The sequence below is a fragment of the Psychrobacter sp. R86515 genome, from assembly GCF_042466315.1.
GTDB lineage: Bacteria > Pseudomonadota > Gammaproteobacteria > Pseudomonadales > Moraxellaceae > Psychrobacter.
In genome coordinates, this window is the sequence record NZ_JAXHCC010000001.1 from 2,975,489 (window position 1) to 2,989,971 (window position 14,483).

Below are 14,483 nucleotides of genomic sequence, written 5' to 3' on the forward strand. Positions count from 1 at the left end.
AACTTTCAACAATCCGAATTTTTTCTGAATAAATTTAAATATCTTTACCCAATAAAGAAGCCCCAATTTAAAAATAAATTGGGGCTTCTTTTATGAAAAGCTTAAGTAGCTGTCTTGATGCTATCTACTTCTTAGTCACCTTTAACGATCTTAGGTGGCCCTTTTAGCAGATGCTCATCAACGAATTCATTCGCTGAGTTATGGTCTGCTGATTCATCCGTAATAAAGCCTTGCTGCGCTCTGTATAGAATCAGACGATCACGACTCAAACCACGCAGTAGCGCATACATCATGACAAAGACCACTAAGGCAAACGGTAGTCCTGCTACGATCGCTGCCGCCTGTAGAGCAGACAGTCCACCAGCCGCTAGCAAGATAGCAGCGATAACGCCTTCTGTCGTTGCCCAAAACAAGCGCTGGATTTTCGGTGGGTTGGTATCGCCACCAGCAGTCAACATATCGATGACAAAGCTAGCAGAATCTGACGAGGTCACAAACCATAGCATAATCATGACGACAATCAGTAGCGTAATTGGTTTTGCCAATGGGTAGTATTCAACCAACTTAAAGATGGCACTACCAGAATCCGCTTGTACTGCTTCAACCAATCCTGGGCTAACACCTGACACAGCAGAAGCAAGCTCCATATGAACAGCAACGCCGCCAAAGGTAGTAAACCAGAAGAACAAAATCAGCATGGGAATCAGTAGTACACCAAGCGTAAACTCACGAATAGTACGGCCACGAGAGATACGAGCGATAAAGATACCAACAAATGGTGCCCAGCTAACCCACCATGCCCAATAAAATATCGTCCAACTACTTTGCCAATCTGTACCGCTATAAGACTCACCCCATGTACCTAGAGGTACAATCACAGTCAGATAGTTTCCGATGTTTTCGATAAAGCTATCAAAGATAAATAGCGTTGGTCCTAAGATGACCATAAACGCTAATAAGACGATAGTGAAACCAATATTGATATCACTTAAACGCTTAATACCTTTATCCAAACCCATCAAGACTGAAGCTGCCGCTAGCGCTGTAATGAAAGCGATCAGGCCAAACTGTACGGTAAGACTATTAGGCGTACCAAACAGCTTTTCGAGTCCAGAGTTGATCTGCATAACCCCAAGCCCAAGCGAGGTAACCACACCAAACATCGTACCAAACACAGCCAAGATATCGACCGTGTGTCCCCAACGACCATAGATCTTTTTACCAAGTAAAGGATACAAAGTAGATCGAATCGATAATGGTAGGCCGCGACGGAAATGGAAGTACGCTAAAGACAGCGCTACAATCGTATAAATCGCCCAAGCGTGTAGACCCCAATGCATAAATGAGATATTCATCGCTTGCTTGGCGGCTTCTACTGTCTCGGCATCGCCCATTGGTGGTGCCATAAAGTGATACAGCGGCTCGGCTGTACCCCAATAAACCAGACCAATACCAATACCTGCAGAAAATAGCATGCCAATCCAAGAGAACAGATTGTACTGCGGTCGTTCTGTTTGGTTACCTAGTCGAATGTCACCATAGCGACTCATTGCCAAGTAAATACAAAGCGCAAGCGCGGTATTGACTAGAATAATGAATAGCCAACCAAACTTATCGGTAATAAAATTTTGTAAAAAACTAAAAACAGCCCCTGCTGTTTCGGTGAAAAACGCACCGAAAATAATAAAGCCAACAATCAGCAGTGACGATGTAATAAACACAGGTTTACTTACCCGCGGAAAAGGTCCTAATCTGCCTACTTTTACTTCTTCCATGTGCAAGTCTCAAATTTCAAGGAACGTTACCTTAACAAAATAGGTCTTAACTATCAATCTATTACAAAATAAAACTTGATAAAACTATTAATTTACTCTAAAAGAATTTGATAGTTTTATTAAAATAATTAAATATACAAGCAGGTAAATACGTCGTTAATTCGATGTTATTTCAATATTGTTTCGATGTTATTTGGGCAATAATCTGAGTAATTGTGCATCATTACCGTCTTCAAGTGTCCACACTTGCCCGTCTACTGCTAACACACTGCGTACACGCTCACCCATGTCATAGCGATAACGCTCAGCGGCGGTATTGTCTTCGCTTATACCCACTACGATAAGCGCTTTAGACGATAAGCCACTGATAAGCGCGTTGCCCTGCCAGCTAGGAAAGTCATTATGAGTACCAGCCGCATAGATACTCATAGCAGATGGTGATATGACAGGTGTCCAAGTAATTTTGGGTGCCGCAAACTCTGGCTTTGTATCATGGTCAGGAATATCTAGACCTGAATAGTTGCGGCCATTGGATACCACTGGCCAGCCATAATTGTTACCCTTCTCAATAATATTAAATTCATCCCCGCCCTTTGGTCCCATCTCGTGCGCCCAAAGCTGTCCACTATCGTCAAATGCCATACCAAGCACATTGCGATGTCCGATGGTCCAAAACTGTTTGGCCAACTCGTTATCAGTAAACGGATTGTCTGTCGGGGTGTTACCATCAGGACTTAACCGTATTATCTTACCCAGATTGCCATTCATGTCTTGTGCTGGGTCTTTGTCTTGACGCTCGCCTGAGCTGATATATAGATAGCGTCCATCAGGCGAAAACAGCAAACGATGACTATAATGTCCCTGCCCTGTGACTTTCGGAAACTGTTGCCAGATAGGCGTGATATCTTGCAACGTAGGTGTGGCTGTCTCTAATCCTGAGAGTGTCGCCTTGATGACTTTAGCACCGAATTTATTGCTATCACTTCCTGTTCCTGCTTCTGCGTAGCTAAGATACACGGTATTGGACGTCGCAAAATCTGGAGCCGCGATGATGTCTCCTAAGCCGCCTTGACCACCGTAAGCGACTGTAGGAACGCCTTCGATTTTGGTCTTATTACCCGTCGCGGTATCTACGATAAGTAGCTCACCTGTTTTTTGTGTTACTAGCAATTTTGGCGCTTTGCTATCTGCAATGGGTAACGCTGTCATAGCCCAAGGCTCATCAAAGGTAGCGATTGCTTTGGTAGTAAAGTCAGGCTTGCTAGTATTTGTTTGTGTAGTGGTTTGTGTGGCGGTTTGAACCTCGCTATCTGAAGTTGAAACTTCTTTAGACTCTGTTGCGGTACTTTTGTTGTTGCTGGGACTTACTGTAGAAGGGTTGGAGCACGCGGCAGTGCTAAACAGCAATGCTGCAATAATTAGCGGCGAAGTTAAAGGTATATTTATACGTTCAATATGGGCTGTCATCGTTCTGTTTCTCCATTCAATTAATACTTATATTATTAGTCTGTGATTTAGTTATAGCATAGTCCTGAGACTTAAGAGATATCGAAATGGTAAAAAAACAGTAACGTAAAACGTGCCTTATAAATAAAACCCCCTTACCTACGATTGTAGATAAGGGGGTTATTTTAAGCGTACAGTTGGGTTATAAAGACGTCAAAGCCAATATGATTAGCTCATTCTAAGCTTATCAAAAGTTAGCTTGTCATCGGCACCCACATCGACTTTGATAATATCACCAGCGACAAAATCACCTGCTAATAGTTTCAATGACAATGGGTTTTCAATCTCTTGTTGAATGGCACGCTTCAAAGGACGAGCGCCATAAACAGGGTCATAACCCACGGCAACCAATTTATTCATCGCATCTGCTGACAGCTCAATATCCATCTCACGCTCTTGGATACGCTGACGTAATCGATCCAATTGAATATCCGCAATACCTGCCATCTGCGACATACCAAGCGGATGGAAGACCACGATTTCGTCAATACGGTTGACGAACTCTGGACGGAAATGCTGCCCAACAGAATCCATTACTTCCGCTTTGATATCCTCGTAGCTCTCACCAACCATCTCTTGAATTTTATGCGAACCCAAGTTACTGGTCATGATAATCACGGTGTTTTTGAAATCTACCACCCGACCTTGCGAATCGGTTAAGCGACCATCGTCCAATACTTGCAGTAAGATGTTAAACACATCAGGGTGCGCCTTCTCTACTTCATCGAACAATATGACGCTGTACGGTTTACGGCGTACCGCTTCTGTCAACGTACCGCCTTCTTCATAGCCGACATAACCTGGAGGCGCGCCTACCAAACGGCTGACACTGTGTTTTTCCATATACTCACTCATGTCGATACGTACAATCGCATCTTCAGAGTCAAACAAGAAGTTTGCTAGTGACTTAGTCAGCTCAGTTTTACCAACACCAGTAGGTCCCAAGAATAAAAACGAACCAGATGGACGGTTGGGATCAGACAGACCTGCACGACTGCGACGTACCGCATTGGCCACCGATTCGACCGCTTCGTTTTGACCAATGACACGCTCATGGAGCTTTTCTTCCATTGCGATCATCTTATCACGCTCACCTTGCATCATTTTGCTGACTGGAATACCAGTTGCGGCTGCAACGACTTCGGCGATTTCGTTGTCTGTCACCTTATTACGCAGCAATTTCACACCGCTACCTTCACCTGTCTGCTCTTTTTGCTCAGCCAAGTCAGACTCATGAATACGTCGTTCTAACTGCGGAATGGTTTCGTATTGCAGCTTACTCATGGTCTCATAGTCGCCTTCGCGGCTAGCTTTGTCATACGCAATACGGGCTTTATCCAACTCGTCTTTTAGCTGTTGACTGCCTTTGACCAGTGCTTTTTCTGCCTGCCAAACCTCGTTGAGATCAGCATACTCCTTTTCCAATTCCGCTATTTGCGCATCGAGCACTTTACGCTCGGCTTGCGCGCCAGCATCTTCTTCATTTTTGAGTACTTCGCGCTGCATTTTTAGTTGAATCAAGCGACTATCGAGCTTACCTAATGATTCAGGCTTGCTATCCATCTCCATTCGCAAACGACTGGCCGCTTCATCAATTAAATCAATCGCTTTATCTGGTAACTTACGATCAGTGATATAGCGATGGCTCATGCGCGCAGCAGCGATAATAGCACTGTCTTGAATATCGACGCCGTGATGCAGCTCGTAACGCTCTTTTAGACCCCGTAATATCGCAATGGTATCTTCGACCGTTGGCTCATCGACCAGCACTTTTTGGAAACGACGCTCAAGCGCTGCATCTTTTTCGATGTACTTGCGGTATTCATCAAGCGTCGTCGCTCCGACACAATGCAACTCACCGCGTGCCAATGCAGGTTTTAGCATATTACCAGCATCCATCGCACCTTCAGACTTACCCGCACCAACCATTGTATGCAGCTCATCGATGAACAAGATAACGTTGCCTTCTTGTTTGGCCAAATCGCTCAATACGCTTTTGAGGCGCTCTTCGAACTCACCGCGAAATTTTGCCCCGGCGATTAGCGCACCTAAATCCAACGACAGTACTTCTTTACGGCGTAGCCCTTCTGGCACGTCACCATTGATGATTTTTTGTGCCAAGCCTTCGACGATAGCTGTTTTACCAACGCCCGGCTCACCGATGAGCACAGGGTTATTTTTGGTACGGCGTGATAGCACCTGAATAGTACGGCGAATCTCTTCGTCACGGCCAATGACTGGGTCTAACTTGCCAAGCTCTGCTTGTTCAGTCAGGTTAATCGTGTACTTGTTGAGCGCATCGCGCTGATCTTCTGCGTTTTGGTTATTCACTGTATCATCACCGCGCAATTGCTCAATTACCGCTTTTAGTTTGCTTGCCGTCACGCCAGCACTTTCAAATATCTTTTTGGTTTCGCCCTGCTCAGCGAGTGCTAACATCACCCATTCCGTCGCGATAAAATCATCGCCTTCTTTTTGCGCCTGACGATCTGCCAAGTTCAAGATTTTGACTGAGTTTGGGTTTAGATTGACGTCACCTGTCGGCTCCGAAATGGTCGCCTGGTTATCTAGAGCTTTAGCAACGCCATTTTTTAGCGCTGGAATAGAAGCACCTGCTTGTTGGCATATCGATAAATTAGACTCATCTTGTAACAACACGGCAAGCAAATGCACAGGATCAATGCCTGTATGATCGCGACCTAATGCTAGGCTCTGTGCTTCTTGAATGGCGGACTGCAGTTTTTGAGTAAACTTCTCAAATCTCATGTCTATATCCTTTTATAATTGGTATTCTCAGTAGCACCTCTAAGGATTATCTTAGTTTACTGCCTACTGGTATCTGTCACTTATATAAGGTATATATACACCTATTTCAAGACGATTACCAAATAAAACCTTACTTAAAACAATGATATTTATTATTAATAATAATTAAATGGGTTATTAACATCATTTAAAAGCCATGAAAAGATAAAGACGCCATTTTATCAATGCAAGTAAAAGATAAATCTCCATTAAATACGGTAATGAATAATGCATCTATTTAGTATAGATTAGATAATAATCCGACTATTCTACTCCACGATTTCGATAGGAGTACCAAGTGTCACTGCATCCATAATTTCATCCATCTCATCATTGGCAACAGCGATACAACCATCTGTCCAATCACGTCTTTGATTAAACAATGCCAAATACCCAAAGCCATTCATTTGCCCATGAATCATGATATCGCCACCTGGATTGACCTCTATTGACTTTGCTCGCGCCTTGTCTTCATCATTGGGATAGTTAATATGGATAGAGCGATGGGCAATAGAGTTCTCGTTTTTATAGTCTAATGTATAAATCCCAATGGGCGTACGCTGGTCGCCTTCTTGTTGCTTGTGACCTGATGGACTGCCCCCTAGCGCAATACGATACGACCTAATGGCTTTACCATCGCTCATCAGTTTTAAGATTCGATCTGATTTGTCGACGAAGACTCTATCAATGATTATAGAAGGAGGAATGGGGTTTTCGGGTTTTGAGGTACTTTTGACATAAGCAATAGCGCTGGTGCTTACAATAACAGTCAGACTAAGACCAATGATAACGGGCAACCAAGGTGTGCGCTGCTCATTTGATGGATAAGATTTTTTATAAAAAAATGGCATAGACTCTGATTCCCACAATTAATTTTTTGTCATTAATCATATGTATCAAAGCACTATGCCAGACTCTGTAGATACGTTTTGTGCAAAAGTGATGAATCACTCACTAGACTGCTATACCATGCGAATCGCACCATCTAAGCGGATGACTTCACCATTTAGGTAAGCATTATCGATGATGTGAGTGACCAATTTGGCAAACTCACTGGGAGCGCCTAAACGTTTAGGATATGGCACACCTGCTTCTAGCTGCTCGCGAGCTTTGTCAGGAATACTGTCCATCATCGGCGTAGCAAAGACGCCTGGTGCGATAGTCATCACGCGAATACCATGACGTGCCAGCTCGCGAGCAAGTGGCAAGGTCAGACCGACCACGCCTGCCTTGGACGAAGAATAGCTGGCTTGACCTACTTGACCGTCAAAGGCTGCGATAGACGCTGTATTAATAATAATGCCTTGATCTGCATTCTTTTCTACATGGTCGCCTGCATCGCTCTCATTAGCTATGCGCTTGGCAATGCTAGCAGCAACCAAACGAGCAACGTTAAATGAGCCGACCAGATTGATATTGACCCCGCGGCTAAATGCCTCAAGGTCTGCTGGATTGTTATCGCGATCTAGCAGCTTTTGTACCACTACGATACCAGCACAGTTGATTGAACCTTGCAAACCACCGAAAGCTGACTCTGCCATTTCGACCGCTGATTGTACTTCATCACCGTTAGTGATATCACAGCGCACAAAGCGCGCACTATCACCCAATTCAGCGACCAATGCTTGCCCAGCTGACTCATTTAAATCAGCGATAACGACGTTACCGCCTTGACCGACAATCGCCCGAGCCACTGACTCTCCCAAACCTGATGCACCGCCAGTGACCAAAAAGCTGTTTTCTTTAACTTGCATGATTATTCCTTTAAATTCTTGCTTCTTATTAGGTACTTTTCTATTAGATTTATAGACACTTTACCAACTCATTTATGCAGCAGACAGACTACGCAGCAAAAAGCGTTGTATCTTGCCACTTGGCGTTTTCGGCAGTTCGGTCACAAACTCAACCTCACGCGGATAAGCATGAGTGGATAGCCGTTTGCGTACTAGCTCTTGGATTTCTTTGGCAATTTGCTCACTGCCTTCGATGCCCTCTTTTAACACCACATAAGACTTAATAGTGTGACCACGCACTTCATCTGGCACGCCTACCGCCGCAGACTCTGCTACTGCTTCATGCTCTAAGACGGTATTTTCGACATCAGTAGGCCCTACGCGGTAACCTGCAGTAATAATGATGTCATCATCACGGCCTGAGAACCAGTAACTTCCGTCACTATGACGCTCGACCACGTCGCCTGTCAGATAGTAATCATCTACAAAGGCTTGTTTTTCATTCCAGCTATAACCGCGGAAATAAAACGCAGGTGACTGATTGACCACAACTGCTAGCTGCCCTTGCTCACCATCCGGTAATACATTCATATCATCATCTAGTACGACTAGCGTATGACCTGGGAGCGCCATACCCATCGAACCAACAGGACAGTCATGCGCCAGTGCATGATGTGCACAGCAAGTCATGCCCGTTTCTGTTTGCCCATACTGGTCTTTGACTTGGCATTCTAGATAGGTTTCGACCCAGTTGACCACTTCGGTATTCAATGTCTCCCCTGCCGAGTTGGCACAGCGTAAAGCGAGTTTGGTGCTGTTGTCTTCAAGATCATCGTCATTGTCGTCTTTATTATCAAATACGCCGCTAGATTTCATCATTCGAAATGCAGTTGGCGAAGAGGCCAAATTGGTAATCTTGTGACGCACCATAAAGTCACGGGTATTGGTCGCATCGAATCCTGCTTCATTAAAATAAGTGGTGATGCCCAATAGCAGCGGCCCTGTAATGGCATAGTACAAGCCATATGCCCAGCCTGGATCGGCCATGTTCCAATATTGATCATCTTCGCGTAGATCGATGGCATAACGCATATATAGGTAAAAAGCAGGTAATGCAGCCAATGGAACGCTGACCCCTTTTGATTTACCAACCGTACCAGAGGTAAACATTTGCAAAAACGGCGCATCTGTATCGAGCGTTACTGGTTCAATCGTTTGCGACTGTGCTTCCATAGACTGGATATAGTGATCGTCACCCCATGTCTGAGCATCCTCAGTACTACCGACCAACACCATTTTGGTTTGCTCAGCCAAGTCTTCAAACTTGCCGCGATTCTCCGAATTAGTAAAAATGACTTTGGTATCGGCTTTATCCATCCGATATTTGATTGAGTCATAACCAAAAGCAGTAAATAGCGGCTGATATACGGCTCCGATACGCCATGTTGCCAATACAACGGTTAGCAGCTCGGGCGTGCGCGGTAGCATAGTCGCTACTTTGTCGCCCGCTTTTACCCCATACGACTGTAGTAAGTTAGCGATTTGAGCACTTGCTTTGTCAAGCTCACCAAAACTCATGCGCGTTACATTGCCTGCCGTGTCTTCGTGTACTAGCGCAGCATTGTCAGCGCGGCCATCACGTACATGTCGACCACAGCAAGCCATATAAGCATTTAGTCGATCGTCCACCTGCTCGTCAAAGATTTCTGACAGCAGTGTATCCATATCAAAATTATTATAGTAATCGGTATAGTTTTTTGATGTAACGGTAGTATCTGTATCAATATTCGTCGGAGTTTGAGAGGTGGTGTTCATAAGCTAATCCTTTAGCAATAGCAGGTAATTGGTAAAATGGTATTTATGATTGAAAAAACGGTCACATCCTATAGACCGTTTCATAGGTTCGTACTTATCATGCTCTATTAGTAACGCATTTCTACGTTTATTTCAATACATAACGTATCATTTTTATTTCATAGAAATAGAGATAATCTATAACTAATTATCATTAATTCGCTATAAGTCCGCGAAGACACCTACAGTCAATAGCCAAAGTACTGCCACATACTATCGATTTCCTATTAAAGACTTAACACCTCAATATTATTATCTAAAACCTCACACTTAAACATCAGCTCTTAAAAACCCTAACAACGCTTTCTCTTCACAGCTTTGGTATTTTTTGGTTCGACCACGGCGTGCTTGTTTGTAAGCCTCAAAGAATTGCCCTGCCAAAAAGCGCTCAATGACAATGGGATGAATATAAGAAGCACGGCAAACGGTTGGTGTGTTGCCCAGCTCTGCTGCCACGCTTTTTACCATATCAGTAATTAGTTGCTGTCGCTCAGCGCTTTCTGGTGCGCTGGCTAGTATGCTAGCGCCTGCCGTCGTTTGTAGCTCATCATATAGATAGCTTGCCGCGAGTACACTGGCCATCCATGTGCGAAAATCCTTTGCGCTGTACAGCTTGCTTTCACAGTCCATGCCGCACGTATGCATCCGTAAGTAATCATTGATATCGCTACTGTCGACGACTTGCTTATGTCCGTTGTCATCTAGATATTTGAATATCTGATAGCCTGGCAGCTCAGAACAGGCTTGCACGATATCAATCAATCGCTCGTCTTGCAGTTCAATGTGATGCTCTTTCGCGCTTTTCCCGACAAAATCAAACGCCAGTCCATTGTCGGTTTCACTAACATGCTTGCTGCGTAGCGTACTCAGACCATAGCTTTTATTTTGCTTGGCGTAGCGGCTGTTACCGATACGAATCAAAGTGGTCTCTAGCAATTTAATGACGGCAGCGAGTACGTTGATGCGTGATAAGGACTTTGCTTTCAAATCTATCTCCACCTGCGCGCGTAGATTGGGCAGCGCCTCTGCAAATCCTATCATCGCATCAAATTTTGCTTGGTCACGGATATTGTTCCATGACGGATGATACAGGTACTGTTTGCGCGATTTTTCGTCTCGCCCCGTTGATTGCAGATGGCCTCTTTCATCTTGGCATATCCAGACCTCTGACCACATGGGCGGTATCACCAATGCATCAAAACGCTGACGCAATGCTTTGTCTTTGACCGTGTTGCCCGTTGCATCACGATAAGTAAAGCCGCGACCCCAACGTCTACGCTCGTAGCCTGGTTCATCGTCACTCACATAACGTAAATTGGCACGGCGTGCGAGATGCTCGTAATCATGACGCACGTCTTTGGTAATTGTTTGCTCGCTTGCCTTTACTGTTACCTTTGCCATAAAGTCATACACCTTTGAGAATTCATGGTTTCAGCATAATTAATGACAATAATTTTTGCTGTTTATTTGGCACAGACAAAGTGTAATGCTGTGTAAAACATAGTTTTCAGGATAATAGCTTACAATTCATTTGAAATATGACGCACAAAAAAAGCCAAGCATAAAATACTTGGCTTTTTTCGTTTTTATACTACTTCAATTTAAAAGTAATTATTTACCGTACAGACATAAATAAGCCGTTTCGACATCAACTTTTACTTGAAATTTTTGATTGGCTTCAACCGTGAATTGCTCGCTAGCGTTAAACGTTTGCCACTCATCACTCTCTGGCAGCTTAACAGTCAATGCACCGCTCACCACACTCATGGTTTCAAATTCACTAGTGCCAAACTCATACTCACCAATTTCCATGACGCCGACAGTCGCAGGCTTGGTAGCCGTTTGAAAAGCAATAGAAGTCACTTTATCATCAAAATAATTATTAACGCTTGGCATAATTTTCCTTAATTAAATATTGGTTACTATTTTAAAACGGCTGCTTATTTAAAACGGCCTTTTACAGTCCTGCTTTTAGACTCGCCTCGATAAACTGATCGAGGTCACCATCTAGTACGGCACCAGTGTTAAAGGTTTCAACACCCGTACGCAAGTCCTTGATACGTGAGTCATCGAGCACGTAAGAGCGAATTTGACTGCCCCAACCGACGTCAGACTTGCCATCTTCGACTGCTTGCTGTGATTCCATACGTTTTTGCATTTCAAGCTCATAGAGCTTAGCACGTAGCATCTTCATCGCAGTGGCTTTGTTACCATGTTGACTACGCTCATTCTGACAGGTCACTACCACGCCCGACGGCTCATGGGTAATACGTACCGCAGAATCTGTCGTGTTTACGTGCTGACCACCCGCCCCAGATGAACGGTAGGTATCGATACGCAAATCCGCTGGATTGATATCAATCTCGACGTTGTCGTCAATCTCAGGCGAGACAAACACCGCAGCAAACGACGTATGACGACCATTATTACTATCAAATGGTGACTTACGTACCAAACGGTGAACGCCAATTTCGGTACGCAACCAACCAAACGCATAATCGCCTTTAATCTCAATGGTTGCCGACTTAATGCCAGCCACGCTGCCTGATGACACTTCAATCACATCTACTTTGAAACCATGTGCTTCTGCCCAGCGCGTATACATGCGTAGTAGCATTTCAGCCCAATCTTGCGCTTCAGTACCGCCACTGCCTGACTGAATATCCAAGTAGCAGTTATTTGGATCCATCTCACCGCTAAACATTCGGCGGAATTCTAAATCAGCAACACGTTTCTCAGCGCTATCTAGCTCGCTCTGTACATCAGCTAGCAATGACTCATCTTCTGCTTCGACTGCCAGCTCTAGCATGGCAGACGCGTCTTCTAGTGTGGTTTCAAGAGAAACCACCACATCGATGACACCATCAAGGTGACTTTTTTCTTTATTAATTTTGGTCGCGCGCTCTGGATCGTTCCATAGCTCGGGGTTTTCTAACTCTAAATTGACTTCTTCTAAGCGCTCTTGCTTACCATCGAAGTCAAAGATACCTCCGCAAGTCCTGCCCACGCTCTGATAAGTCTTTAATTTGCTCTTGATACGGATTGATTTCCATAAATATTCCTGTTTTTCTAATAAAAATAAATAACGAATGTGACGCTATTTTAAATGAGATTGATGCTAAATGGTTCGCTAATTATCACTATTGCTAATGTTGCTACTATTACTAGATTAAATAATCTAGATTGACCAATCTTCTACTGCCCAGCGATGTGCCAAGGCATGGGCATGTAACGCATCATCAGGTGATACACAAACGGCCACGTCAGCCCATTCGAGCAATGGAATATCATTTTTGGAATCTGAATACGCGTACGTCTTTTCAAACGTGATACCAGAGGCTTGCTGTTTATTTAGCCATTTATCCAAATGGTATATTTTGCCCGCTTGGAAGTTTGGTCTGTCAGTTAGCTTACCTGTATAGCGATTGTCTTTGATCTCGAGCGGCGTCGCCAATACATTGGCAGCTTCAATACCAAACCGCTTGGCAATGGCCGATACCACAAAATCATTGGTCGCAGAAATAATCACTACATCGTGCCCTTGCTCAATATGCTGGCACAACGCTTCCATTGCTTTTGGGCGAATATGTGGCTCAATTTCGCTTTTGATATAGTCTTCTCTTAGCTCATCAAGTCTGTCAAGCGGCAGACTTCTTAAAAACTGCGCGACGAATTCATTGTACTCTGTCGCGTCTAGCGTGCCTTCGATATAATCATTATAAAATTTCTGATTGGCAGTGCGGTACTGCGCCTCATCGACAAGGTCATGCTTTACGATATACTCACCCCAGAGATAATCGCTATCGACATCAAGTAATGTATGATCTAAATCAAATAATGCCAGTTGTTTTTGTTGTGTTTGTGCTTGATTTGCCTGCATGGTGAGACCTTATCATTGGTTGCGAAAAAATATGAATTATTTAATAAAATTGGGTACGTTATGCTTTAAGGCTGACCGTATTAATTGAACAGTCTATCAATGAAATAAGTATGCGCCCTATCGTCTATCTATTTAAACTTAGCTCGTTTATTTACCTTTAGTCAGGCATCGCGATTTCTGTTAAGCCTGTTTTAAATTTCTGGCAACGCTCAGCATAATGTAGCGCTGACATTTTTAGCATCGCTGCTTGCTCATCGGTCAGTGTCTTGACTACTTTTGCAGGCGCGCCCATCACTAGCGAGTTATCAGGAATAACCTGACCTTCAGTAATCAAGGCTTTCGCCCCTATCAGACAGTTTTTACCAATTTTGACATTGTTAAGCACCACAGCGCCAATGCCTATTAGGCTGTTATCACCGACTTCACAGCCATGTAGCATAGCCAGATGACCGATAGTCACGTAATTACCGATTTTCACCTCAATACCTGCATCGGTGTGAATCACACTGTTTTCTTGCACATTACTATAGTCACCGATATGGATACGATCGTTGTCACCGCGTATCACTGCACCGAACCACACATTGGCCTGATGGCCTAAATACACATCGCCCATCACTTGCGCTGAGTCTGCTACCCAGCCGTTGAACGGTGCAGCAAACTCAGGGGTTTTGTCTAAATACTGATAAATCATAACGACTCCTTGTCATCTTCATTATTGTTATAACAAACGATTATAAAAATTGGGTCTAGCGCTGCGCTGTCCATTGTGGCAAAGCCAACTGCGAAAATCCAGCGCTATTAATACACGCTTGATGTCGAATTCGATAAAAGAGAAAGTAGTCAATATCTGCTTAGGCTATTTTATAAAGTCAATATCTTTATAAAGTCCTCATTATTAGCCATGAAATGACTATTAATCCAGTAAAT

Annotated in this window: 11 protein-coding genes; all 11 read right to left on the reverse strand. The window is 43.9% G+C overall.

Going from position 1 to position 14,483, the window contains the following annotated elements; genetic code table 11:
- Positions 1 to 131: 131 nt before the first annotated feature.
- Complete coding sequence (locus SJY28_RS12175) at positions 132 to 1,775, reverse strand: BCCT family transporter (RefSeq protein WP_191113839.1); 1,644 nt, start codon at positions 1,773 to 1,775, stop codon at positions 132 to 134.
- A 189-nt stretch (positions 1,776 to 1,964) separates the two neighbouring features.
- On the reverse strand, positions 1,965 to 3,242 hold the full coding sequence (locus tag SJY28_RS12180; RefSeq protein ID WP_379544648.1) for a PQQ-dependent sugar dehydrogenase: 1,278 nt from the start codon (positions 3,240 to 3,242) through the stop codon (positions 1,965 to 1,967).
- A 207-nt stretch (positions 3,243 to 3,449) separates the two neighbouring features.
- Positions 3,450 to 6,047, reverse strand: a complete 2,598-nt coding sequence (gene clpB / locus SJY28_RS12185; protein ID WP_379544649.1) for an ATP-dependent chaperone ClpB — start codon at positions 6,045 to 6,047, stop codon at positions 3,450 to 3,452.
- A gap of 308 nt (positions 6,048 to 6,355) precedes the next feature.
- Positions 6,356 to 6,937 carry a murein L,D-transpeptidase family protein gene (locus SJY28_RS12190; RefSeq protein ID WP_379544650.1) on the reverse strand — a complete coding sequence of 194 codons (582 nt, stop codon included), beginning with the start codon at positions 6,935 to 6,937 and terminating at the stop codon, positions 6,356 to 6,358.
- Positions 6,938 to 7,048: 111 nt separating this feature from the next.
- Positions 7,049 to 7,840, reverse strand: coding sequence for an SDR family NAD(P)-dependent oxidoreductase (locus SJY28_RS12195; protein WP_379544651.1), 792 nt, complete (start codon positions 7,838 to 7,840; stop codon positions 7,049 to 7,051).
- A gap of 72 nt (positions 7,841 to 7,912) precedes the next feature.
- Positions 7,913 to 9,634: an AMP-binding protein gene (locus SJY28_RS12200; protein WP_379544652.1), complete on the reverse strand. Its 1,722-nt coding sequence runs from the start codon at positions 9,632 to 9,634 to the stop codon at positions 7,913 to 7,915.
- Between the two features lie 309 nt (positions 9,635 to 9,943).
- Positions 9,944 to 11,074, reverse strand: a complete 1,131-nt coding sequence (locus SJY28_RS12205; RefSeq protein ID WP_379544653.1) for a DNA topoisomerase IB — start codon at positions 11,072 to 11,074, stop codon at positions 9,944 to 9,946.
- A 210-nt stretch (positions 11,075 to 11,284) separates the two neighbouring features.
- The gene (locus SJY28_RS12210) at positions 11,285 to 11,569 is read right to left on the reverse strand and encodes a pyrimidine/purine nucleoside phosphorylase (protein WP_379544654.1); all 285 of its coding nucleotides are present in this window, start codon (positions 11,567 to 11,569) and stop codon (positions 11,285 to 11,287) included.
- Between the two features lie 61 nt (positions 11,570 to 11,630).
- Positions 11,631 to 12,726, reverse strand: a protein-coding gene (gene prfB / locus SJY28_RS12215) for a peptide chain release factor 2 (RefSeq protein WP_102078362.1) whose coding sequence is annotated in 2 segments (ribosomal slippage) — positions 11,631 to 12,653 and positions 12,655 to 12,726 — 1,095 coding nt in all. Because the reading frame shifts where the segments join, the coding sequence is not laid out codon by codon here.
- Between the two features lie 125 nt (positions 12,727 to 12,851).
- Positions 12,852 to 13,553, reverse strand: coding sequence for an HAD family hydrolase (locus SJY28_RS12220; RefSeq protein ID WP_379544655.1), 702 nt, complete (start codon positions 13,551 to 13,553; stop codon positions 12,852 to 12,854).
- 157 nt (positions 13,554 to 13,710) lie between these two features.
- Positions 13,711 to 14,247 carry a gamma carbonic anhydrase family protein gene (locus SJY28_RS12225; protein ID WP_379544656.1) on the reverse strand — a complete coding sequence of 179 codons (537 nt, stop codon included), beginning with the start codon at positions 14,245 to 14,247 and terminating at the stop codon, positions 13,711 to 13,713.
- Positions 14,248 to 14,483: the final 236 nt, after the last annotated feature.

Excerpts from the sequence above, each read along its gene's own strand:
- SJY28_RS12190 (WP_379544650.1), bottom strand. The coding sequence starts at position 6,937 with ATGCCATTTTTTTATAAAAAATCTTATCCATCAAATGAGCAGCGCACA.
- SJY28_RS12205 (WP_379544653.1), bottom strand. The coding sequence starts at position 11,074 with ATGGCAAAGGTAACAGTAAAGGCAAGCGAGCAAACAATTACCAAAGAC.
- SJY28_RS12220 (WP_379544655.1), bottom strand. The coding sequence starts at position 13,553 with ATGCAGGCAAATCAAGCACAAACACAACAAAAACAACTGGCATTATTT.
- SJY28_RS12195 (WP_379544651.1), bottom strand. The coding sequence starts at position 7,840 with ATGCAAGTTAAAGAAAACAGCTTTTTGGTCACTGGCGGTGCATCAGGT.
- clpB (WP_379544649.1), bottom strand. The coding sequence starts at position 6,047 with ATGAGATTTGAGAAGTTTACTCAAAAACTGCAGTCCGCCATTCAAGAA.
- SJY28_RS12225 (WP_379544656.1), bottom strand. The coding sequence starts at position 14,247 with ATGATTTATCAGTATTTAGACAAAACCCCTGAGTTTGCTGCACCGTTC.
- SJY28_RS12180 (WP_379544648.1), bottom strand. The coding sequence starts at position 3,242 with ATGACAGCCCATATTGAACGTATAAATATACCTTTAACTTCGCCGCTA.
- SJY28_RS12210 (WP_379544654.1), bottom strand. The coding sequence starts at position 11,569 with ATGCCAAGCGTTAATAATTATTTTGATGATAAAGTGACTTCTATTGCT.
- SJY28_RS12200 (WP_379544652.1), bottom strand. The coding sequence starts at position 9,634 with ATGAACACCACCTCTCAAACTCCGACGAATATTGATACAGATACTACC.
- SJY28_RS12175 (WP_191113839.1), bottom strand. The coding sequence starts at position 1,775 with ATGGAAGAAGTAAAAGTAGGCAGATTAGGACCTTTTCCGCGGGTAAGT.